The organism is Streptosporangium sp. NPDC087985, assembly GCF_044741965.1.
GTDB lineage: Bacteria > Actinomycetota > Actinomycetes > Streptosporangiales > Streptosporangiaceae > Streptosporangium.
Genome location: NZ_JBIUTQ010000004.1, coordinates 112,593 through 134,019, shown reverse-complemented (window position 1 = coordinate 134,019; position 21,427 = coordinate 112,593). Strand labels below are relative to the sequence as shown.

17 protein-coding genes are annotated in these 21,427 nt (G+C 71.8%); 7 read left to right on the top strand and 10 right to left on the bottom strand.

Annotated elements, in window-relative coordinates; translation table 11 throughout:
* Window positions 1-58: 58 nt before the first annotated feature.
* The 5 genes from ACIN94_RS11735 to ACIN94_RS11715 all read left to right on the top strand — a co-directional run bounded on the left by ACIN94_RS11735 (window position 59) and on the right by ACIN94_RS11715 (window position 6,126).
* On the top strand, window positions 59-1,573 hold the full coding sequence (locus ACIN94_RS11735; RefSeq protein WP_400703384.1) for a sugar ABC transporter ATP-binding protein: 1,515 nt from the start codon (window positions 59-61) through the stop codon (window positions 1,571-1,573).
* Complete coding sequence (locus tag ACIN94_RS11730) at window positions 1,570-2,703, top strand: ABC transporter permease (protein ID WP_400703381.1); 1,134 nt, start codon at window positions 1,570-1,572, stop codon at window positions 2,701-2,703. Before ACIN94_RS11735 ends, ACIN94_RS11730 begins: the two co-directional genes overlap by 4 nt.
* A gap of 170 nt (window positions 2,704-2,873) precedes the next feature.
* A complete protein-coding gene (locus tag ACIN94_RS11725) occupies window positions 2,874-3,935 on the top strand; it encodes a substrate-binding domain-containing protein (protein ID WP_400703378.1) in 1,062 nt (353 codons plus the stop codon).
* Window positions 3,935-5,122, top strand: coding sequence for a Gfo/Idh/MocA family protein (locus ACIN94_RS11720; RefSeq protein WP_400703375.1), 1,188 nt, complete (start codon window positions 3,935-3,937; stop codon window positions 5,120-5,122). The genes ACIN94_RS11725 and ACIN94_RS11720 overlap by 1 nt, the downstream gene beginning before the upstream one ends.
* Window positions 5,119-6,126, top strand: coding sequence for a sugar phosphate isomerase/epimerase family protein (locus ACIN94_RS11715; protein ID WP_400703372.1), 1,008 nt, complete (start codon window positions 5,119-5,121; stop codon window positions 6,124-6,126). Before ACIN94_RS11720 ends, ACIN94_RS11715 begins: the two co-directional genes overlap by 4 nt.
* Before the next feature lie 61 nt (window positions 6,127-6,187).
* Here ACIN94_RS11715 and ACIN94_RS11710 read toward each other — a convergent pair whose 3' ends face one another.
* From ACIN94_RS11710 to ACIN94_RS11700, 3 genes are read right to left on the bottom strand one after another with little or no spacing between them, the layout of a single operon-like run.
* Window positions 6,188-7,273: a Zn-dependent alcohol dehydrogenase gene (locus ACIN94_RS11710; RefSeq protein WP_400703369.1), complete on the bottom strand. Its 1,086-nt coding sequence runs from the start codon at window positions 7,271-7,273 to the stop codon at window positions 6,188-6,190.
* Window positions 7,274-7,283: 10 nt separating this feature from the next.
* Window positions 7,284-7,478, bottom strand: coding sequence for a ferredoxin (locus ACIN94_RS11705; protein ID WP_400703366.1), 195 nt, complete (start codon window positions 7,476-7,478; stop codon window positions 7,284-7,286).
* A 9-nt stretch (window positions 7,479-7,487) separates the two neighbouring features.
* Window positions 7,488-7,610 carry a hypothetical protein gene (locus ACIN94_RS11700; protein WP_400703363.1) on the bottom strand — a complete coding sequence of 41 codons (123 nt, stop codon included), beginning with the start codon at window positions 7,608-7,610 and terminating at the stop codon, window positions 7,488-7,490.
* A 77-nt stretch (window positions 7,611-7,687) separates the two neighbouring features.
* Between ACIN94_RS11700 and ACIN94_RS11695 the strand changes: the two genes are divergently transcribed.
* Window positions 7,688-8,335: a class I SAM-dependent methyltransferase gene (locus tag ACIN94_RS11695; protein WP_400703360.1), complete on the top strand. Its 648-nt coding sequence runs from the start codon at window positions 7,688-7,690 to the stop codon at window positions 8,333-8,335.
* A 77-nt stretch (window positions 8,336-8,412) separates the two neighbouring features.
* On the opposite strand, the gene ACIN94_RS11690 is transcribed toward ACIN94_RS11695, so the two are convergent.
* From ACIN94_RS11690 to ACIN94_RS11660, 7 genes are all read right to left on the bottom strand, one after another.
* A complete protein-coding gene (locus ACIN94_RS11690; RefSeq protein WP_400703357.1) occupies window positions 8,413-12,546 on the bottom strand; it encodes an SDR family NAD(P)-dependent oxidoreductase in 4,134 nt (1,377 codons plus the stop codon).
* A 29-nt stretch (window positions 12,547-12,575) separates the two neighbouring features.
* Window positions 12,576-13,529 carry an enediyne biosynthesis protein UnbU gene (locus ACIN94_RS11685; protein WP_400703354.1) on the bottom strand — a complete coding sequence of 318 codons (954 nt, stop codon included), beginning with the start codon at window positions 13,527-13,529 and terminating at the stop codon, window positions 12,576-12,578.
* 2 nt (window positions 13,530-13,531) lie between these two features.
* On the bottom strand, window positions 13,532-15,511 hold the full coding sequence (locus ACIN94_RS11680) for an FG-GAP repeat domain-containing protein (protein WP_400703351.1): 1,980 nt from the start codon (window positions 15,509-15,511) through the stop codon (window positions 13,532-13,534).
* Between the two features lie 66 nt (window positions 15,512-15,577).
* Window positions 15,578-16,876: a DUF1702 family protein gene (locus tag ACIN94_RS11675; RefSeq protein ID WP_400703348.1), complete on the bottom strand. Its 1,299-nt coding sequence runs from the start codon at window positions 16,874-16,876 to the stop codon at window positions 15,578-15,580.
* Window positions 16,877-16,963: 87 nt separating this feature from the next.
* Entirely contained in the window at window positions 16,964-18,022 is a 1,059-nt protein-coding gene (locus ACIN94_RS11670; RefSeq protein WP_400703345.1) for a prenyltransferase, read from the bottom strand.
* A 49-nt stretch (window positions 18,023-18,071) separates the two neighbouring features.
* On the bottom strand, window positions 18,072-18,785 hold the full coding sequence (locus ACIN94_RS11665; protein ID WP_400703342.1) for a class I SAM-dependent methyltransferase: 714 nt from the start codon (window positions 18,783-18,785) through the stop codon (window positions 18,072-18,074).
* 54 nt (window positions 18,786-18,839) lie between these two features.
* Window positions 18,840-20,084: a glycosyltransferase family 4 protein gene (locus ACIN94_RS11660; protein ID WP_400703339.1), complete on the bottom strand. Its 1,245-nt coding sequence runs from the start codon at window positions 20,082-20,084 to the stop codon at window positions 18,840-18,842.
* Window positions 20,085-20,362: 278 nt separating this feature from the next.
* On the opposite strand from ACIN94_RS11660, the gene ACIN94_RS11655 reads away from it, so the two are divergent.
* The gene (locus ACIN94_RS11655) at window positions 20,363-21,391 is read left to right on the top strand and encodes a GDP-mannose 4,6-dehydratase (RefSeq protein ID WP_400703336.1); all 1,029 of its coding nucleotides are present in this window, start codon (window positions 20,363-20,365) and stop codon (window positions 21,389-21,391) included.
* Window positions 21,392-21,427: the final 36 nt, after the last annotated feature.

The following is a 21,427-nucleotide window of genomic DNA, read 5'->3' as shown; positions in this document are numbered from 1 at the left end:
ACCAACCGAATGCGGCACCCTGACCCGGGCTCGGCACCTTGACTCCCAGCGAGGCCTCATGTCCGAAGACAGTCCCCTGTTGCTGATGAAGGGGATCGTCAAGCAGTTCCCCGGCGTGCGCGCCCTGGACGGCGTCGATCTCGACGTCCGTGCCGGGGAGGTGCACTGCCTGCTCGGCCAGAACGGCGCGGGCAAGTCGACCCTGATCAAGATCCTCGCGGGGGCGCACCAGCCGGACGAGGGCACCATCACCCTGGGCGGTGAGCAGGTCCGGCTGAGCAGCCCGATCGCGGCGATCCGGTCGGGTGTCTCCACGATCTACCAGGAACTGGACCTGGTCGACGGGCTGAGCGTGGCCGAGAACATCTTCCTCGGCCATGAGCCGTCCCGGCTGGGGTTCGTCCACCAGGGGCAGGCGGCGCGGGCCGCCCGAGGGTTGCTGGAGCGGCTCGGGCACGGGGAGATCCGGCCGAACGGGGAGGTGGGGCGGCTGTCGCCGGCGGCCAAGCAGGTGGTCAGCATGGCGCGGGCGCTGTCGCACGACACCCGGCTGATCATCATGGACGAGCCCTCGGCGGCGCTGGCCCACGACGAGGTGGACAACCTGTTCCGGATCATCCGGGAGCTGACCGCCCAGGGGGTGGCGGTGATCTACATCTCCCACCGGCTGGAGGAGATCCGGCAGATCGGGGATCGGGTGACGGTCCTCAAGGACGGCCGCACGGTGGCGGTGGGGCTGCCGGCCCGGGACACGCCGACCTCGCAGGTGGTGGCGTTGATGACCGGCCGCAACGTCGAGTACGTCTTCCCGCCGCGGCCCGAGCCGGGCGCTCACGAGGGCCGTGCGGAGGTGGTCCGGGTGGAGGGGCTGGCTGTCCCCGGGGTGTTCGCCGACGTGTCCTTCGCGGTACGGGCGGGGGAGATCGTGGGGCTGGCCGGGCTGGTCGGCTCGGGCCGTTCGGAGATCATCGAGGCGATCTACGGGGCACGCCGGTATACGGGCAGTGTCGTGCTGGAGGGGCGGCCGGTACGGGGCGGGGGCACGGCCCGGACCGTCAGGCTGGGCATGGGCCTGGCGCCGGAGGAGCGTAAGGCTCAGGCGTTGCTGCTGGATCAGAGCGTGGCCCGCAACATCACGCTGGCCGGGCTGGGCCGCTACTCGCGGTGGGGCTGGCTGGACCGGCGCCGGGAGGCGGCCGAGGCGCGGCGTCTGGTGGAGTCGCTGGACATCCGGCCGGGTGATCCGGACCGGCCGATCAAGACGTTGTCGGGTGGTAACCAGCAGAAGGCGGTGCTGGCCCGCTGGCTGGTCGACGGCCGCAAGCTGCTGCTGCTGGACGAGCCCACCCGGGGGGTGGACGTCGGCGCGCGGGCGGAGCTGTACGCGGTGGTGCGCCGGCTGGCCGACGAAGGCATCGGGGTGCTGCTGGTCTCCAGCGAGGTGCCCGAGGTGCTGGGGCTGGCCGACCGGGTGCTGGTGATCCGTGAGGGCCAGGTCATCCACCAGGCCGATGCCCGTGACCTGGACGAACATCGAGTACTCGACATGATCATGGAAGGGAGTGCGCTGTGACCGATCCGCAAGGCGGGGCTCCCGCGACCCCGGTGGACGCCGTGGAGCCCTCGGCCGGGGAGGGCGGCCGGAACGAGGAGGCCGCGGACAGGTCCTCGGCCGGGGAGGGCGCGAGTAGGTCCTCGGATGGGGAGGGCGGCCGGAACGGGGCGGCGGGGCGCAGGCCGGCCGTGAGCGTCGGCCGGGTGGGCCGGCTGGCCGAGGTCCCGCACCTGGGGCTGCTGGTGGCGCTGGTGCTGCTGGCGGCCGTGGGGCTGGTGACCGTGCCGGACACCTTCGCCAGCGCCTCCAACCTGGTGAGCATCCTGGCGCTGGCCGCCACCATCGGGGTTATCACGGTGGGCGCGACCTTCGTGATCATCGGTGGGGGGATCGACCTGTCGGTGGGTGCGGTGATGGCGCTGGCCTCGGTGTGGGCGACCACCCTGGCCACCCAGTCCTACGGCCCGCTGGTGATGATCGTGTGCGCGGTGCTGGTCGGCACGGGGGCGGGCCTGGTCAGCGGGCTGCTGATCGCCTACGGGCGGATGGTGCCGTTCATCGCGACGCTGGCGATGCTGGTGGCCGCCCGCGGTCTGGCGCAGCGGATGTCGGACCGCCGCACGCAGCTGGTACAGCAGGGCAACGACGCGATCGTGGCGCTGTCGACCACCCGGGTGCTGGGGCTGCCGCTGCTGGTGTATGTGTTCGCGCTGGTGGTGGCGGCCGGGTGGGTGGTGTTGAACCGCACCACGTTCGGCCGCCGCACCTACGCCGTCGGCGGGAATCCGGAGGCGGCGCGGCTGGCCGGGATCGATGTCCGCCGGCACACGATGTGGCTGTATGCGCTGTCGGGGCTATGCTGCGGGATCGCGGCGGTGCTGATCATGGCGCGGACCACGACGGGGTCGTCCACGCACGGGGATCTGTACGAGCTGGACGCGATCGCCGCTGTGATCATCGGTGGCACGTTGCTGACCGGGGGGAGGGGGTCGATCATCGGGTCGATCCTGGGCCTGCTGATCTTCACGGTGATCACGAATCTGTTCATTCTCAACGGGCTCAACACCAGCGATCAGTTGATCGCCAAGGGCCTGATCATCGTGGTGGCCGTGCTGCTGCAGCGGCGCGGGCTGACCTTTCGGACCTGACCCGGCCCGCCTCCCGCGGCCTGGTCGGGGGCCTGCGGGACGCGGGATCCCCCACCCGCCGAACCCATCGAACCCATCGAACGCGCCGAACCCGCCGGACCTGTTGAACGTGTCGGACCCACCGAATCCTTTTCCCTTCTCACGCTTTTCCCTCCAAAAGGAGCATGGTCATGACAGAGAGAGTCGCCCGCCGGGGTTTCCTTCTGGGCGGAGCCGTCATCGGGGCCGGGGCGCTGGTCAGCGCCTGCACCGGTAACGAGCCGGACGCTCAGCCCGCCGCGGCGGAGTCGGCGCCGGTCGCCGCGCCGGCCGGTGGTAACGACAGCCCCGGCGACAAGGTCGTCATCGGCTTCTCCGCTCCGGCGGCCGATCACGGCTGGATCGCCGCGATAGCCAAGAACGCCGAGGCGGCGGCCAGGCAGTACAGCGATGTGGAGTTCAAGCCGGTCGAGCCGACCAACGACATCAACGCGCAGATCTCGGCGGTGGAGTCGCTGATCGCGGCGAAGGTCTCGGCCCTGGTGATCCTGCCGAACGACGGTCAGCAGCTCAACCAGATCGCCCGTCAGGCCAGCGACGCGGGCATCCCGGTGATCAACCTGGACCGGGTGTTCCCCGACAAGCTGTCGTATCGCACCTGGATCGGTGGTGACAACTACGGCATGGGCGTGGCGGCGGGCCACTACATCGGCAGGAAGCTCAAGGACAAGGGGGTGAGCGACCCAGTGATCCTGGAGATCCAGGGCATCGCGACGCTGCCGCTGACCCAGGACCGCAGCAAGGGCTTCGACGATGCGCTCAAGACCTACGGTTTCACGGTGACGGCCCGCCAGGACGCGCAGTTCACCGTGGAGTCGGGCACGAAGGTGACCAGCAACCTGCTGCAGGCGCACAAGAAGATCGACGCGATCTGGAACCACGACGACGATCAGGGCATCGGGGTGCTGGCGGCGGTCAAGGAGGCCGGCCGCAGCGAGTTCTTCATGGTCGGCGGGGCAGGGTCGGCCAACGCGATGCGTGACATCCAGGCCGGGAACGGGGTGCTGGAGGCGACGGTGACCTACAGTCCCACGATGGCCGCCTCGGCGATCAAGCTGGCCCGCCTGATCGCGCAGGGCAAGGGGATGAGCGACCTGCTGGAGAACCAGGTGCCCCAGTCGATCACGCTGGCCTCGGAGACCATCACCAAGGACAACGTCGCTCAGTACCTGCCGCTCGGATTCGAGTCCTGATGGCCGCAGACGACAGGCCGACACTGGGGATCGGCATGGTCGGGTACGCGTTCATGGGACGGGTGCACTCCCAGGCCTGGCGGAGCGTCGGAGCGTTCTTCGACCTGCCCTACCGGCCGGTGATGGCGGCCGTGGGCGGGCGGTCGAAGGAGGCCACCTCCGCCGCGGCACGAGACCTGGGCTGGGCGGCGGCCGAGACCGACTGGCGGGATCTGATCGCCCGTGACGATGTGCAGGTGGTCGACATCTGCACGCCCGGCGACTCGCACGCCGAGATCGCGATCGCCGCGCTGGAGGCCGGAAAGCACGTCATCTGCGAGAAGCCCCTGGCCAACAGCGTGGCCGAGGCCGAGGCGATGGTCGACGCCGCCGCGCGGGCCGCGGCCCGGGGCGTGTACGCCATGGTCGCCTTCAACTACCGGCGGGTGCCGGCCATCGCGCTGGCCCACCGGTGGGTCGCCGAGGGCCGGCTCGGACAGCTGCACCACGTCCGCGCCCAGTACCTGCAGGACTGGATCGCCGACCCCGAGTTCCCGCTGGTGTGGCGGCTGCAGAAGGACAGGGCCGGCTCCGGCGCGCTGGGCGACATCGGCGCGCACATCGTCGACACCGCCCAGTTCGTCACCGGCCAGCACCTGACCGGTGTCTCGGCGCTGACCGAGACCTTCGTCACGCAGCGGCCGCTGGCCGAGACCTCCGCCGGTCTGAGCGCCGACGCCGTCTCCTCGCGGACGGGCACGGTCGACGTCGACGACGCCGCGCTGTTCACCGCCCGCTTCAGCGGGGGCGCGGTGGGGATGTTCGAGGCGACCCGGTTCGCCACCGGCCGTAAGAACGCGCTGCGCCTCGAGGTCAACGGCTCGGCCGGCAGCCTGGCCTTCGACTTCGAGGCGATGAACGAGCTGTGGTTCCACGACCACACCCTGCCCGCCGCCGAGGCCGGTTTCCGGCGGGTCATCGTGACCGAGTCCGACCATCCCTACGCGGCGGCGTGGTGGCCGCCCGGTCACGGGCTCGGTTACGAGCACACCTTCACCCACGAGGTGAAGGACTTCATCGAGGCGATCGCCGCCGGTACCGCTCCCTCGCCGTCGTTCGCCGACGGCCTGCGCGTCCAGCGCGTCCTGGCGGCGGTGGAGGCCAGCGCCGCCGACAGCAGCCGTTTCACCCCAGTGGAGGAATCGTGACCCGCCCGATCACGTTGTTCACCGGCCAGTGGGCCGACCTGCCGTTCGAGGAGGTGTGCCGGCTGGCCTCCGAGTGGGGCTACGACGGCCTGGAGATCGCCTGCTGGGGCGATCACTTCGAAGTCGACAGGGCACTGGCCGACGACTCCTACGTCGAACGTAAACGCGAGGTGCTGGCCAAGCACAACCTCAAGGTCTGGGCCATCTCCAACCACCTGGTCGGCCAGGCCGTCTGCGACCACCCCATCGACGCCCGCCACCAGGCCATCCTGCCCGCCCGCATCTGGGGGGAGGGCGACGCCGAGCAGGTCCGCCGCCGCGCCGCGGAGGAGATCAAGGACACCGCCCGCGCCGCGGCCAAGCTCGGCGTGGACACCGTTATCGGCTTCACCGGCTCCTCCGTCTGGCACACCGTCGCGATGTTCCCCCCGGTGCCGCCGTCGATGATCGAGGACGGCTACGCCGACTTCGCCGACCGGTGGAACCCGATCCTGGACGTCTTCGACGAGGTCGGGGTGCGCTTCGCCCACGAGGTGCACCCCAGCGAGATCGCCTACGACTACCACACCACGGTGCGCACCCTGGAGGCGATCGGCCACCGGCCGGCGTTCGGGCTGAACTGGGACCCCTCCCACATGGTCTGGCAGGAGCTGGACCCGGTCGGCTTCATCCTGGACTTCGCCGACCGGATCTACCACGTCGACTGCAAGGACGCCAAGGTCCGCACCGGTGACGGCCGGCGCGGCCGGCTGGCCTCCCACCTGCCCTGGGCCGACATGCGCCGCGGCTGGGACTTCGTCTCCACCGGCCGGGGTGACGTGCCGTGGGAGGACTGCTTCCGGGCGTTGAACGCGATCGGGTACGCCGGGCCGATCTCGATCGAGTGGGAGGACGCCGGCATGGACCGCCTCGACGGCGCCCCCGAGGCGCTGGGCGTGATCCGCAGGCTCAACGCCATCACCCCGCCGACCGCCTCCTTCGACGCGGCCTTCTCCTCCGAGTGAGACGGGTGCGGCCCGCGCCCTCCGGTCGCACCGGCGGGCGCGGGCCGTACCGGAACCCGGCTCAGTCCATGATGACGATCTGGCGCAGGACCTCGCCGCTCTTCAGCGCGGCCACGGCGTCGTTGAGGTCGGAGAGCCTGATGCGAGCGCTGATCATGCTCTCCAGGTCGAGTTTGCCGGACCTGTAGAGCTCGGCGAAGAACGGGAAGTCGCGGCGGACGTCCGACCCGCCGTACAGCGAGCTGAGGATGTTCTTGCCCTCGAACAGCAGGCTGAAGGCGCTCAGCGGGACGGTGTCGTCCATCGCGCCCGCACCCACCACGATCATGTCGCCGCCACGGCGGGTGGCCTGCCAGGCGGTCATGATGGCGGCGGACTTGCCGACGGCCTCGAAACCGTAGTCGAACCCCCTGCCGCCAGTCAGCGACCCGATCGCGTCCATGAGCTGGTCGGGGGTGACGGCGTGGGTGGCCCCGACCTTCTTGGCCGGCTCGTGCTTGGATTCCAGCGGGTCGATCGCCAGGATCGTGGTCGCGCCGGAGATGCGGGCCCCCTGGATGATGGAGAGGCCGATGCCGCCGGCGCCGACCACCGCGACGGTCGAACCGGCCTTCACCCGGGCGGTGTTGAGGGCCGCGCCGACACCGGTGGTGATGCCGCAGCCGATCAGCGCCGCCACCTCGTAGGGCACCTCGGGATCGACCTTGATCGCTCCCTGCCAGGGCACGACGATCTCCTCGGACCAGGTGCCGCACCCGGCCATGCCGAACGCCGGAGTGCCGCCGCCGTAGCGGAAGCGGGCGTTGACGAAGCTGTCCATCATGTGGGTCATGCACAGGAACGGCTGGTTCACCAGGCAGTTCGCGCAGCTGCCGCAGGCCGGGGTCCAGTTGATGATGACGTGGTCACCGGGCTGGACCGTGGTGACATGGTCGCCGACCTCGACCACCTCGCCCGCGCCCTCGTGCCCGGGGATGACGGGGAGCGGCATGGGCAGCACGCCGCTGATCACCGACAGGTCGGAGTGACAGACGCCGGTCGCCCTGATCCTGACGCGGACGTCCGCCGGACCTGTCGGCGCGAGGGTGAAGTCGTCGCGGATGTCGAGCTTGTCGTCACCGACGGCATGCAGAAGCGCACCACGCATGGGGGTCCTCCTAGTTCTCCTCAAGGGAGAGTGCGGCTTTGGGGCAGGACCGCACGGCGTGCCGGACGCGGTCCGTCATCTCCGGCGGCGGCTCAGGCAACAGCACATGCAGCTGGTCGTCGTCATCGAGTTCGAAGACCTCCGGGGCGAGTCCGGTGCAGACCGCGTTGGCCTCGCAGACCAGATAGTCAACTTTGATCTCCATGTGGGCCTCCTATGCCGCGGTGGCGAGCTTGCGGTGAGCCCAATTGACCGTGCCGAGCTGGAGCTTCCGCGAACCTTCGATGAAAGCGGTGATCTCGTCCTCGGTCATCACGATGTGAGCGCGCTGGTTCACGGTGCAAAGTAGAACATGTTCCACAAGGTCGGGCAAGGGTCGTTCGGAATGTTGTTCGGTCTCGGTAGTCTGCCTCAATGAGCAACCCGACCATGCCCGCCGACCTGCTGCACGCGGCCCAGCGCGCCAAGGGTTTCATGCCCCACGCCGAGGGTCTCGTCCTGTTCGAGACGGCTTCCGCGTACGGCCCGCGCGGGCCGATCTGCGAGATCGGCACCTACTGCGGGAAATCGGCCGTCTACCTCGGCGCGGGAGCCCGGCAGGCCGGTTCCGTCGTGCTGACCGTGGACCACCACCGCGGCTCGGAGGAGATCCAGCCCGGCTGGGCGCACCACGACCCCTCGCTGATGGACCCCCGCTTCGGCAAGATGGACTCGCTGCCCACCTTCCGCACCACGCTCGCCTCCGCAGGGCTGGAGGACGAGGTCATCGCGGTCGTCGGCCGGTCGGAGCAGGTCGCCCGGCTGTGGAACACCCCGCTGGCGATGCTCTTCATCGACGGCGGCCACTCGGAGGAGCCGGTGACCAAGGACTACGAGGGATGGGCCCCGCACGTCATGCCGGGCGGCGCGCTGGTCTTCCACGACGTCTACCCCGACCCCGCCACCGGAGGGCAGGCGCCCTACCGCGTCTACCAGCGGGCTCTCGCCTCCGGCGCCTTCAAGGAGGTCAGATGGGAGGACTCGCTGCGGGTGCTGGAGCGGATCGGCCCGGGCATCGGCTGAGCGACCGGCCGCGCTCCGGCCGGGGCGGCGGGACCCCGCACACCCCCACGGGACCCGCCGGAGCGGCCAGCGGGGGCTCAACGCCGTTCCACGGTCATGATCGAGACCGCTACGGGCTCCCTCACCCCCCTGACCTGGACCACCGCCGAGGCGATCAGTCCGGCCCCCGCCCGCAGCAGCAGCCAGCCGCCTTCGTGGACCCCCGCCACGGTAAGCGGTGTCGCCGGCGGCAGGGCCGCCTTCGACAGGCAGCGGACGGCCGTCCAGACCCGGGCGGCCACGGTCTCCCCGGGCTCGTCGCAGCACTGCCGCAGCTCGTCGACCAGCGGGGCGAACGTCTCTCCCAGAGACTCTCGCGCTTCATCCACCCGACCCCAGGAGCAGTACGCCGGACCGTCCACGCCGAGCATGAGGTCGCCCAGCCGACTGCGGGACGTCCCGCCGTCCATGGTCACGTGCAGCGCCGGATCGAGGCCGAGCGCGACCGCGGCCCGTTGCAGGTAGACGGCCAGCAGGTTCGGCGGCCATGGGTCGCGCCGGGGGAGCGGGCCGACGTCCCTCAGCCGTAGCCCGGTCCACGCCGCGACCAGCCGCCCGCGCACGTCGGTGGCGGTGACGTCCCAGACGTACTCGCCCCCGTCGTGGTGGCGTTCGGCGGCGTGCAGCCGCACGTCCCCCTGGGACGGCCGGACCACCAGCCGCTCGCCGCCGACCGGCAGCAGCCGCCGGTGTGGCACGCACGCCTGCAGCGCGTGGATCGTGGCGTCGCTCAGTCCCGGACTGCCCAGCACCGGCCTGCCCGTGAACCAACCGTCGGGGTCGTCGCCGTGCAGCTCGCCCCGGCACCCCCGCGCCTCGACGAGGGTGAGCTCCCTGACCCGCTGGAACCGCCCGGTGTGGAAGCACAGCGCGCCGTACAGGTCCCCGGCGCCCAGCGGCTCGGAGCCGTCCCGGTTCAGCTGTGGTACGGCCAGCGCCTCGTGGGCCGGGTCCACCGGGAAGACCGCTCTGAAGTGGTCGACGTGGAACCCGGTCTCCTCGCTGCGGACCACCACCTCGACCGTCTGCCCGTGCCGGAGCGCGCACACCCGGATCGTGGTGCCGCCCCGGTCGGGCACGACCACCGGCCGGTCGAACGTCATCTGCCCGGCCTCGTCCAGCGGCCGCCCCGCCAGCGCCCCCGCGGCCTGCGCCATCGCCTCCAGCGCCACCACCGCGGGCAGCACCGCCTGCCCGTCGATCCGGTGGTCGTCCAGGTAGGTGTCGCTCCTGAGCGACAGGCGGCTGTCGGCGACCAGCTCCACCCCGGGGACGTGCACGCGCACCTCGTCGAGGAACCGGCCGCCCCCCGGGCACGGGGCCGGAGGGCCGTCGGGCCGGCCGTGGACGGCCACGCCGGACGGCAGGTCACCGGTCCTGAGCAGGGTGAGGAACAGCTCCGCCCCCTCCCGCGACGTGATGGCCGCCTCATCGGTGCAGGCCGGGAGCTCGGCCGCGTCCGGTGGCCCCTGCGGATCCGTCCCTGCCCACACCGGCCAGTCGACGTTCAGCCCGCCGATCCCCGCGACCCGCTCCCGCACCGCCGCGTCGGCCGGGCCGTACCGGCCGATCGGCGGGCCGAACGTCACGACGCGCCGGGGCGTGGTGACGGCGAGCAGGTTGTCCAGGCCGGTCAGCCAGGACGCGACACGCCCTTCGACGTCCTCGGTCGTGAGGTCGGCGGCCCGGCCCGGCTCACCGGCGCCCGCCGAGTGGATCACCATGGTGACCGGCCCCAGCGTGCTCTCCAGCTCCCGTACGGCACGTGCCGCCTCCTCGGCGTCGCCCACCTCCGCCGCCGCGTAGCCGTACCGGATCCCCCTGCCGGTCAGTTCCTTCAGGTTGCCCATCAGGATCACATCGTGGTCCGGCTCCTCCCGCCCGAGCAGGGCCAGCCCGCATCCACCGGCCTCGGCCAGCGCCATGGCGCAGGCGAACCCGATCCCCTCGCCGCCGCCGCTGACCAGCACCACGTCCGCGGGGCCCACCGGGAGCGGCCCCGCCGGGTCAAGGGTGAGCGGGCTGCTTTCGCCGGTCACCGGGTCCGCGGCGAAACACCTCACCCAGCGCGTCACCCCGGCCACCGGACCGTCATCCACCCGGCCCGCGTCGCCCGGGGGCCTGCCCGCGGCGTCGCCGTACGGGACGGACGAGCAGGGGCCGGGGATGAAGAGACGGTCGCGCCAGATGTCCATGGGGCGGGTGGGCCGGCCGCCGTAGAGGGGGGTGAGGTCCGGAATCGCCATGGCCGCCCAGAGCGCGGCGGCCTGGGCCGGGGGGAGATCGCCGGGGGAGTGGGAGGCCGCGTTCTCGTCACGCGGGTGAACGGTGTCCGCTCCCCGGCCGGTGCGGGCCGGTGCCGCGCCGTCCCTGTCAGCGCCATCCCTGTCGCCCGGCCCGAAGTGGATTCCCGGCAGGACGGTCTCCCGGCCGGATCCCGGAGCGGCCGACCGCTCCAGGGCGATGCCAGCCCGCTCGGCCAGCTGTTCCGCCGATCCCGCCACGATCGCGATCCGCACCGGCCCGGCCGGAGCGGTCCCCAGCGCGTACGCGAGATCGCAGAGCTCCGCCTCCGACCACCGCACCGCCTGGTCGGCGACCCGCTCCAGCACCGGCCGTACGGCCCGCGCGTCCTGCCCCGAGAACGCGAACACCAGCGGCTCCTCCCGGGAGGGCCGGTCGGCCGCCCGCCGGGCCGGGGTGATCTCCGGTGCGGTGAGGCGGATGCCCGCGTCCACCGGGTCGGGGGCGCTGAGGACGAGATGGGCGTTGACACCACCGAACCCCGCGGCGCTCACCCCCGCGTGACGGGGACCGGCGGGCCACGGCTCGGCGGCGGGCAGCACACGCAGGGGTGTGCCGGGGACGGTAAGCAGGCGGTGGGGGTCCACACAGCCGGTGGTCGGGGGGAGCACGCCGGAGGCGATGCTCAGGGCGGCCTTGATCAGGCCCGCGACCCCGGCCGCCGCCCTGGTGTGCCCGATGTTGGCGGTGACGGACCCGATCGCCGCCCGCCGCCCGGCAACGGGCCCAGCCGTCGCCCGATGGAGGACGCCGGGCTCGGCCGCCGCGTGCCGTACGGCCTCGAAGAGAAGACGGGTGAGGGCGGTGAGCTCGGCCGTGTCACCGGCGGCGGTGCCGGTGCCGGCGCCTTCGAACAGGGCGACCTCGGCAGGGGAGACATCGGCCTGGGCGTAGGCGCGGCGCAGGGCCAGGAGTCGGCCGTCGGCGTCGGAGCGGGTGACGTCGTCGCCCCTGCCGTCGCAGGACACACCCCAACCGGCGATCTCCGCGTAGATCCGGAGCCCGGCGGCGCGGGCGTCGGCCGTGCGCGTCAGGGCGACGATCCCGCAGCCCTCACCCGGCCAGAGACCGTCCGACCGGGTGTCGTAGATCCGCATGCGCTCACCCGCCAGCACGCCCGCCTTGGCGAGTCCGACCAGTTCGGACGGGTCGAGGCCGAGATCCACGCCGCCGGCCAGGGCGAAGTCCGCGCTGCCGTCCAGCAGCGAGCGGCAGGCAGTGATCACCGCCAGCAGGGACGAGGCGCATCCGCCGTCCACCGTGTATCCGCCGCCGCGCAGGTCGAAATGGGCGCAGATGCGCGAGGCGACCGTGCCGGGCGGACCTCCGGCCAGGTTCTCGTCCGAGGCCTCCGGGAATGGCCGCAGATACTCGGCCTCCGCCTGGGCCAGCAGCCGGGCGGCCGTCTCCCCGGAGAGCCTCGCCAGTGCCGAGGCCAGCACGCGCCGTACGTGCGGCCAGCGCAGCCGGAGCGTGGCGCCCCGGGTGATCCCGCCGGCCGCGGTGGTGCCGACGACCACCGCGGCCCTGTCCCGGTCGAGACCCTCCCCACCGGGCAGACCGGCGTCGGCCAGGGCTCGGGACGCGGTCTCCAGGGCCAGCCAGTGGGCCGGGTCGGTGACGCGGTGGACCGGCTCGGGGACGCCGAAGGCAGCCCGGTCGAACTCCCAGCCCTCGATCAGGGCGGCGCGGTCGCTGTAGGTGCGGTCGGGGGCCGACCGGTCGTGGGAGTGGTAGTCGGCCAGGTCCAGCCGTTCGGCCGGGAGGCGTAGGAACGCCCGCCGTCGCCACATCACCGTCTCCCACAGGGTCCCCGGATCGGGCGCGTCCGGATAGGTACAGGCCAGTCCCACGATCGCGACGGACATTCGGCACACCCCTCAGGTGTTCACATGGATCACGGCTGGACGCCCGCCGGGACCTCGGAGAGGTCACGCGCGTCGGCGGGGACGGGAACGGTGGGCGGCCGGACCCGGGCGAGCAGGGCAAGGCCCGCCCCCCGGCCGGCACAGACGATCAGCAGGGCGAGGAACAGCCCGGGGACGATGTGGAACCGGACCAGCAGGCCGTAGACCGCCGCCGTGGCGAGGCCGAACACCACCTGGTGGCGGGGGCGGGCGGGCGTGGTGCCCAGATCGGTGATCATGTAGTTGGTGTAGAGGACGGCCGCCACGCCGGTCATCGGCAGCAGGACACCGGCCACGGAGCCGTCGGCCAGGCCGCCCGGGACGAGCCCCTGCAGGACGGACCCGCCCACCCAGCCCAGGAGCAGCGGCAATCTCCCGATGAGCACGGCGTTCGCCACCGAGCCCAGCACCAGCACCACCGGCGGGACGAGCGCGCCGGACGGCCCCGACAGCCATTCGGTGAACGGGTACGGCGGTGCGACGCCGACCCACGGGAACAGCAGCAGCACGACGGCGACGCCAAGGCACGGCGGGTTCATGTAGTGCATGCCGGGCGTGGCTCCGGCCCGGTGTCCTGCCGCGCCGGGCGTCCTGGTCCGCAGGACGTACGTGCTGCCGACCCCGATCATGACGGCCAGCACGACCGGCATCGGGCGCGCGCCGGCGTACAGCAGCATCGCGCAGGTCAGCCCGGTGACGTAGGAGGGCAGGAAGAAGCCGGCCAGCCGGAGGCCCCGCGCCCCGCGGTACCGGGCCGGGCGCCGCCACGCCCACGCCTCCACGGTCTCCAGCACGAACGCGGTGCCCATACCGGTGGCCGCGCCCACGACGGGCGCCAGATATGGCTGTTCGAAGCCGAGCACGGTATGCCCGAGCACCGTGACGAGAGTGATGGAACCGGCGAAACGGCGGAGCGTCCTGTCGCGACCCCGGACGGCATTCATGATCAGTTCATCTCCGAGGCGTGGCCGTCGGCCAGCAGGATCCGGTGCCAGCCGGGCTTCACGGACACCGACGCGGTGCGTGGGACGCCGCAGGCGTCGCGCCAGGACAGCTCGACCGGGAACAGGCCGCCCGGCGCGTCTGTCCCCAGGCCGAACAGCAGCTCCGGTGCGGAGACACCGTTGTGCCCGTTGGCCGGGTAGAGCTGACGGCTGAGTGTGGTCCCGCCGGGCAGGCGCATCCTGGCGGTGGCGCCGATGGCGGGACGCGTCAGGGCGGGGACGGGTACGGCGGAGCGGCGCGAGGGAGGGAGGAACGGGTCCGGGCTGACCAACGCGGGGATCGCCATCCCGGGCCGCCCCGGCGGGAGAGGGGACGGAAGGGGGCCGAGCAGCGCGGAGAGCGCCCGGCCGGTGCCGGTCGGGGCGGCGGCCGTACCGCAGGATCCGGCGGGGAGGCGGAGCCGCAGGCCCACGAACGGCGCGGTGGCACCGTCGTTGCGGTAGAACACCGACGCGGACCACTGGTTGGCGACCACGAAGTCCAGCCGCCCGTCGTCGTTCACGTCGCCGACCGCGAACGAGCGGCCGGCCGCGTCGCCGCCGACCCCGGCGCGCCGGGCCACGTCCACGTAGCGCCCGTCGGCGCCCCGGGTGAAGAAGCTGTTGGCGTCGCGGTCCGGAGGGTCGGTCCCGACGTCCGGCCAGAGCGCCGACGGGGAGAGGGCCGGGTCGTTGGAGATCGCGCCCTCCCGCAGCCGCGCCCAGCGGCCGGCGGTGTCCCTGACCGACCCGGTCGCGTGCATGATCTCGTCGGTGCCGTCGTTGTCGAAGTCGGCGGCCTTGACGTCCCAGGACCAGCCGCTCCGGCTCAACCCCAGGTCCTCGCCGTGTTCCTCGTAGGGCGCGTGGCCGTCATGGAACCCGCCCGGCCGGGAGACGAAGGCGAAGTTGTTCCCGTGCCACCCGTCGTTCTCCGCGATGTTGCTGACGAGGATGTCCGGCGTGCCGTCGGCGTTGAGGTCGGTGAAGCCGACCCCCATGCCCTCGAACGAGTCCTGGCCGACGACGCTGGACCTCGGCGTGGTCAGGTCCCGGGTGCCCTGTGCCTCCCGGAACCTGATCCTCCCGGCCGTGGACTCGTTGACCAGCAGCCTGTCCGGGCCGAAGTCGCCGGTCACGTACAGGTCGGGCCGCCCGTCGCCGTCCAGGTCCTGGGTGCCCAGCGCGAGCGTCCAGCCCTTGCCGCCGACCTCGTCGAACACCCCCTTGACCTCGGCGAACCGTGCCGGCCCCGTCGCCCGGTAGAGCCGGTTGGTGCCGCCGTTGCGGGCGTCGGACAGCGAGTCGGGCATCGCGATGTCGCCGTGGTCCCCGGTCTTGTCCAGCACCCGGGCGCCGTCCGGGAAGTAGTTGCCGAACACCAGGTCGAGGCGGCCGTCCCCGTCGAAGTCGCCGACCGTGGCGGCGCTGGTGTTCCAGACCTCGGGTTCCGCCGTCAGGTCACGCCGGCGGAAGGCCGCCCTGGACGGCGGAACCCCGGGGACGCGGAGGAACAGCGAGGGTGAGCGGCCCCAGTAGTAGACGACCAGGTCCTGCCAGCCGTCCTGGTCGAGGTCGACCGGCAGGCATCCCATCGGCGCCTCGTACGGCCTGCGCCCCGGCGCGACCAGCGTGAACGGCCGGTAGCCGCGGGGCGTGCCCGGTACGGGGCTCACGGTCACCGTGTCGTGGCGCGGGTCGACCAGGCACACGTCGTTGGAGACGGCCGTGTTGTCGGCGTCGAACAGCGCGACTCCCGCGCCCGTCGACGACGCCCAGGCGCGGATGCTCCGGTAGCCCGGCGCGACCGGCCGGAGACTCCGATCACCCGGCCGGTCGGCCGGGCCGAGAGGGACGGCGGTGAAGGAGAAGTCCGGGACGGCCTCCGCCGCCGAGGTGCCGGGTGGTCCGGTCATTTTCCAGCCGGTGGCGCAGGCGGCCACGGCCAGAGCTCCCGCCGCGCATCTACGGACCCCCGATATCGATTTCACGGCTCCCCCGAGCTGAGGTCATGAGTCGCGGTTACGCCGCGCCCATGCCTTCCGGATCCCCGCCCGCCAGGCCTGGTAATGGTCACCGCTGTGCGCGTTGTGCCCCAGGGCGACGAGCGCGGAGTCGGTCCAGCCGGCTGCCTCGTCGACCTCCGCCCCGCACAGCGTGGGGGCCGCGGCGGCCGTGTGCCCGGGCACGATCCCGGAGATCAGCCGGCAGGCACAGGCGAAGGCGCTGCCCTGGACGAGATGGGCGCGGAAGCCGTCCTCGGACGCGGCCGCGCTCAGCCGTTCCAGCCCGGCGGTGTCCGCCCCGCCCGTGTACGTGGCGGCCATGCCCACGCCGCTCCATAGGTCGGCGCGGCGTCCCGGAGGGAACTCGGCGATGCGCAGGATGACGTCGTCCGCGCCCGCGCACTCGTGGAACCAGAGCATCCGGCCCAGTCCCTGGTCGAATATCGCCCGGCGGGTCCGGTCCATCAGGCCGGCCGTACGCTGCCGGCCGACCGTCCGGTCGGTGGCGAAGAAGCCCTGGTGGAAGCCGAAACCGTCGAACGCCAGCCAGCGCAGCAGCGGGTGGACCGAGCGGATGCCCCACATCGGCCGCAGGCCCAGCCGGGCGTACGCCCAGCCGGTGCCCAGGTGGACCAGGTGCGGATAGCGCATGCCCTGCCCGCTGAGCAGGCCCCTGAGCCGCCGGCCGCCGGTGATCGTGAGCACGTCGAGGGTCGCGCAGGCCATGCCCGCGCCCTCGTAGGCGAACCCGCGCAGCTCCTCGTGGAGGTCGTCGATCCGCTCGACCTCACCGGCGACCATCGCGTTGAAGCCGGTGAGGAACGACTGGTTGGCGGTCTCCAGCCGCTCGCGCGCCGGGCCCAGCCGGAACCTGCGCGGTCCGGAGTCGACCTGGGCGAGATCCTGCCAGAGCAGGCCGGGCAGGCCGCGTGGCCTGGTCAGCTCCAGCTCGGCCGGATCCACCGGGGGCGTCGGGGCTGAGGTCGCGGGACCCGGCGTGGCCGGGGTCGACGCTCCCGGAACGGCCGTGGCCGCCGGGACCGGGGCGTCGGGAGACGGTGGTCCCGGAGCGATGGGAGCCGCCGGATCGGAGACGCTCTCCCCGTATACGGCCTCCCCGGCCTCGGCCTCCTCCGCCCAGGGGACCCGGTCCATCTCCGCGGTGATCTCCGCGTCGGCGACCCTCCTCGCGACGATCCTGTCGGTGCCACGGATCCGGTCCGCGCCAGGGGCCTCCCCCGTGGCGGCCTGTCCGGCTCCGTCGCCCTGAGCCACTGTCCGGGTGCCCTCCGCATTGCTCACATGCCTGAACGTAGTAATCCGGATTCAGGGCTTCAAGCACCGCGTTTCGGGTCCTGGCAAAGAAACCGTTAGATCCCAGGGGGCCGGTCAGGTCAGTGAACGGGCGTGGCTGCAGCCGCAGGCCGCGGTGGGACGGTCCGTGACGTACCTGCCCGCGTCCCGGAAGATGCCCGCGGCGGCGGTGTGGCCGGCCAGCGCGTCGGCGGCGAGCACGACGGCGGCCGCGGTGTAGGCGGAGCGCTCGTGCGGGAACCACCTCTCGTTCACGAACTGCCAGCCGGTCCAGTACGAACCGTCCTCGTGCCGCAGGTGCTGCATGTCGGCGAAGAGTCTCAGCGCACGGTCCCGCTCACCCATGGCCTCCAGCGCGAGCACGAGTTCGCACGACTCGGCGCCGGTCACCCACGGCTGGTCGGATACGCAGCGGATGCCGAGCCCCGGCTCCACGAACGTGTCCCACTCCTCGGCCAGCCGCGCCTGGGCGGCGGGACCGCGCACCGCGCCGCCGAGGATGGGGTAGTACCAGTCCATCGAGAAGCGGCTCTTGTCGGCGAACGCCTCGGGGTGGGCGGCGAGCACGTGACCGAGCTCGTCGGCCGCGAGCTCCCAGTCGGGCTGCGGGTCGCCCAGCCGCTCACCCAGCAGCACACCGCTGCGCAGCCCCTGGTAGATCGAGGAACAGCCGGTCAGCAGGGCGTACCGGGCGGGGCTGCCGTCGGCGGCCCGCTCCCAGACGATCTCGCCCCGGGTGGTCTGCAGCCCGACCACGAAGTCCAGCGCCGACCGGACGACCGGCCACATCTCGCGGGCGAAGCCCTCGTCCCCGGTGACCAGCAGCTCGTGCCAGACGCCGACCGCGACGTAGGCGGCATGGTTGGACTCGCCGCCCTGCTCGACGGCCCTGCCCCCGGCCAGCTTCATCGGCCAGGAGCCGTCGGCACGCTGCGTGCGGACCAGCCAGTCGTAGCCTCTGCGGACCGGCCCGGCCAGCCCGGCCACGCTCATCGCCATCAGGCATTCGATGTGGTTCCAGGCGTCCACGTGTCCGTCGGGCCAGGGGACGCCGCCGTCGCGTTCCTGCACCGCCGCGATGCTCTGCGCGGTCCGGATGACCTGGTTCCAGTCTGTCGGGTCCCAGGAGGTCATCTCAATCCTTTCAGCATGGAGACCACGGACTTCAACCCTGGGGAGGAGGTCAAGCGGGCTTCCGGACGTAGAGCACCACGCTCTTGCCGATGAGCGGGTTCAGCACCGCCTCGGCGATCCGGGTGGCGGCCGGGCGCTTCATGATGTCCCAGACCAGAATCTCGTGGTAGGCCTTGGCCAGCGGGTGGTCGTTGTTGTTGACGCCCACCGCGCACTTGATCCACCAGTACGGCGCGTGCAGGCCGTGGGCGTGGTGGTGCGGGCCGATCTCCATGCCGACCGACTTCAGCTTGGCGCTCAGCTCGGCCAGCGTGTAGATGCGGACATGACCGCCGGGGGCGGTGTGATACGCCTCGTCCAGCGCCCAGCAGATCCGCTCCGGCAGGAAGCTCGGCACTGTGATGGCGGCCTGGCCGCCCGGCTTGAGCACCCGGAAGATCTCCCGCATCGCAGCCATGTCGTCGGGGATGTGCTCCAGCACCTCGGCCGCGATCACCCGGTCGAAGCTCGCGTCCTCGAACGGCATCGCGAGCGCGTCGCCGGTCACGGTCTCGGCCGTCGCGCCCGGGGGCACCTCACCGGCCTTGTCCATCGCGACGAACATGCTCGCCACGCCTTCCAGCTCGCCGGCGTCCATGTCGAAGGCCACGACGTCGGCTCCCCGGCGCAGCACCTCGAAAGCATGCCGTCCGCCGCCACAGCCCAGGTCCAGAACTCGGGTTCCGGGCCCCACGGGCAACCGGCCGAAGTCGACAGTCAGCACTCGCCGCTCCTCTTGAGATGATCGGTTCGAGGTCGGTTCCCTCGCCCGGCCGGGTTACTTCGCACGGTGGGTCTGGATGGCCTCGTGGTAGGCCTCCACGGTCCGCTGGGCGACGACGTTCCAGGTGTAGCGCTCCATGACCCGGTCGTAGCCCTTCCTGCCCACCGCGGCCCGCTCCTCGGGGGAGTCGTGCAGGCGGCGCAGGACGGCGGCCAGTTCCTCGGGGTCGCCGGGGGCCACCTGGACGGCCGCGTCGCCGACCACCTCGGGCAGCGCGCCGGTACGGCTGGCGACCAGCGGGGTGCCGCAGGCCATGTGTTCGACGGCCGGCAGTGAGAAGCCCTCGTAGAGGGAGGGCACGACCGAGATCTCCGAGGTGGCGATCAGCTCGCCCAGCTCGGTGTCGGAGATGCCGTGTACGAATCTGACCCGGTCGTTCAGGGAGAGCTCGGTGACCAGCTTCTCGGTCGGGCCGCCGGGGGTGGGCCTGCTGACCACGGTGAGGTTCACGTCGCGCTCGGTGGCGAGCTTCGCCACCGCCCGCAGCAGCGTCGAGACGCCCTTCATGGGGGAGTCGGCGCTGGCCACCGCGACGATCGAGCCGGGCCGCTTGGGCATCTCCGGCCGCGGATGGAAGTAGCGGGTGTCCACGCCGAGCGGGATGAGCCGCATGTTGGCCTGCGGCACGTTGAAGTCACGGTGGATGTCGGCGAGGGAGGACTCGCTGACGGTCAGGATCGGGCTCAGCCGGGGTGCGACCTTGGCCTGCATCCGGACGAAGCCGTACCACCTTCTGAGGGAGAGCCGCTTGCGCAGCGGCGCGGCCTTCAGTTCGATCCGCCGGTCCACGCTGATCGGATGGTGGATGGTGCCGACCAGCGGGAACAGCCTCTGGATGCCGAGCAGGCCGTAGCCCAGGGTCTGGTTGTCCTGCACCACGTCGAAGTCGCCGACGCGCTTCTTCAGCTCGCGGTGTGCCCGCAGGGTGAAGGTCAGCGGCTCGGGGAACCCGGCGGTCCACATGGTCGCGACCTCAAGGCAGTCGATCCAGTCGCGGTACTCGTGCAGTTTGGGAGTGCGGAAGGGATCCTCGTCGCGGTAGAGGTCCAGGCTGGGGACCTTGTTGAGGATGACACCCTCGTCGAGCTCGGGGTACGGCTGGCCGGAGAAGACCTCGACGTGGTGTCCGAGGGCGACCAGCTCACGGCTGAGGTGACGCAGGTAGACCCCCTGGCCGCCGCAGGTCGGTTTGCTGCGGTAGGACAGCAGCGCAACCCGCAGTGAGTCCGCACCTGGCACGGCAACCCCTTCCTCAACCTGTCCGGAAGGGGACAGGCACCGCGAAAGATGACCTTAGTACATCGGACCCTACCATTTAGGAATCTTCTTGGACCCGATGTGTAATTGTTCCTAGAACGGTCCTCACCGCTCCCGAGCTGCGAAGTTAGCCAGATCGAGCGTGATTCGGTGAAACCTGTTCTAGCCGTGGCGGGGCCAACATGGTGCCCATATAGGGGCGTGGCGGTACATTCGCCACTCAGTGGCACAAGGTCCGCTCGACGAACAAGGAGGACGCGTTGGCCAGGCGCGCACTGATCACCGGTATCACCGGGCAGGACGGTTCCTATCTGGCCGAGTGCCTGCTGGAGCAGGGGTACGAGGTGTGGGGTCTGGTCCGGGGTCAGGCCAACCCCCGCGTCTCCCGGGTGCGCAAGCTTCTGCAGGACGTCCGGCTTGTCCGCGGTGACCTGCTCGACCAGGGTTCGTTGATCTCCGCCGTGGAGAAGGTCCAGCCGGACGAGGTCTACAACCTGGGCGCCATATCGTTCGTCCCGATGTCGTGGGAGCAGGCCGAGCTCACCGCCGAGGTCACCGGCATGGGCGTGCTCCGCATGCTGGAGGCCATCCGGGTCTGCTCGGGGATCTCGTCCTCGCGGACGGCCGCCGGGTCAGGACAGATCCGCTTCTATCAGGCTTCGTCGTCGGAGATGTTCGGCCAGGTCCGGGAGACCCCGCAGAGCGAGACCACCCCCTTCCACCCCCGCTCGCCGTACGGCGTGGCCAAGGCCTACGGTCACTTCCTGACCCAGAACTACCGCGAGTCGTACGGCATGTACGCGGTGTCGGGGATCCTGTTCAACCACGAGTCCCCGCGCAGGGGAGCCGAGTTCGTCACCCGCAAGGTGACCCTCGGCGTGGCCCGGATCAAGCTCGGCCTGGCCTCCGAGCTGCGCCTGGGCAACATGGAGGCCCGCCGCGACTGGGGCTACGCGGGCGACTACGTCCGCGCGATGCACCTGATGCTCCAGGCGGAGACGCCGGAGGACTACGTGATCGGCACCGGCCGTACCCACAGCGTCCGCGAGCTGGTAGAGGCCGCCTTCACCGCCGCCGGCCTCGACTGGGAGCGGTACGTGGTCGGCGACCAGACCCTGCACCGTCCCGCCGAGGTGGACCTGCTCTGCGCCGACCCGAAGAAGGCCCGTGCGCAGCTCGGCTGGGAGCCCTCGGTCTCCTTCGAGGAGCTCGTCGGGATGATGGTCGAGTCCGACGTCACACTCCTGTCCGAGGGCGGCGACCCCGACCAGGACTCCTCCTGGCCCTGACCTCCGGCCCCCGGCCTCGGCGCGGCCTGCCTGTCC

Coding starts and splice junctions, on each gene's coding strand:
- ACIN94_RS11720 (WP_400703375.1), top strand. CDS start 3,935: ATGGCCGCAGACGACAGGCCGACACTGGGGATCGGCATGGTCGGGTAC.
- ACIN94_RS11705 (WP_400703366.1), bottom strand. CDS start 7,478: ATGGAGATCAAAGTTGACTATCTGGTCTGCGAGGCCAACGCGGTCTGC.
- ACIN94_RS11695 (WP_400703360.1), top strand. CDS start 7,688: ATGAGCAACCCGACCATGCCCGCCGACCTGCTGCACGCGGCCCAGCGC.
- ACIN94_RS11725 (WP_400703378.1), top strand. CDS start 2,874: ATGACAGAGAGAGTCGCCCGCCGGGGTTTCCTTCTGGGCGGAGCCGTC.
- ACIN94_RS11710 (WP_400703369.1), bottom strand. CDS start 7,273: ATGCGTGGTGCGCTTCTGCATGCCGTCGGTGACGACAAGCTCGACATC.
- ACIN94_RS11690 (WP_400703357.1), bottom strand. CDS start 12,546: ATGTCCGTCGCGATCGTGGGACTGGCCTGTACCTATCCGGACGCGCCC.
- ACIN94_RS11685 (WP_400703354.1), bottom strand. CDS start 13,529: ATGAATGCCGTCCGGGGTCGCGACAGGACGCTCCGCCGTTTCGCCGGT.
- ACIN94_RS11670 (WP_400703345.1), bottom strand. CDS start 18,022: ATGACCTCCTGGGACCCGACAGACTGGAACCAGGTCATCCGGACCGCG.
- ACIN94_RS11735 (WP_400703384.1), top strand. CDS start 59: ATGTCCGAAGACAGTCCCCTGTTGCTGATGAAGGGGATCGTCAAGCAG.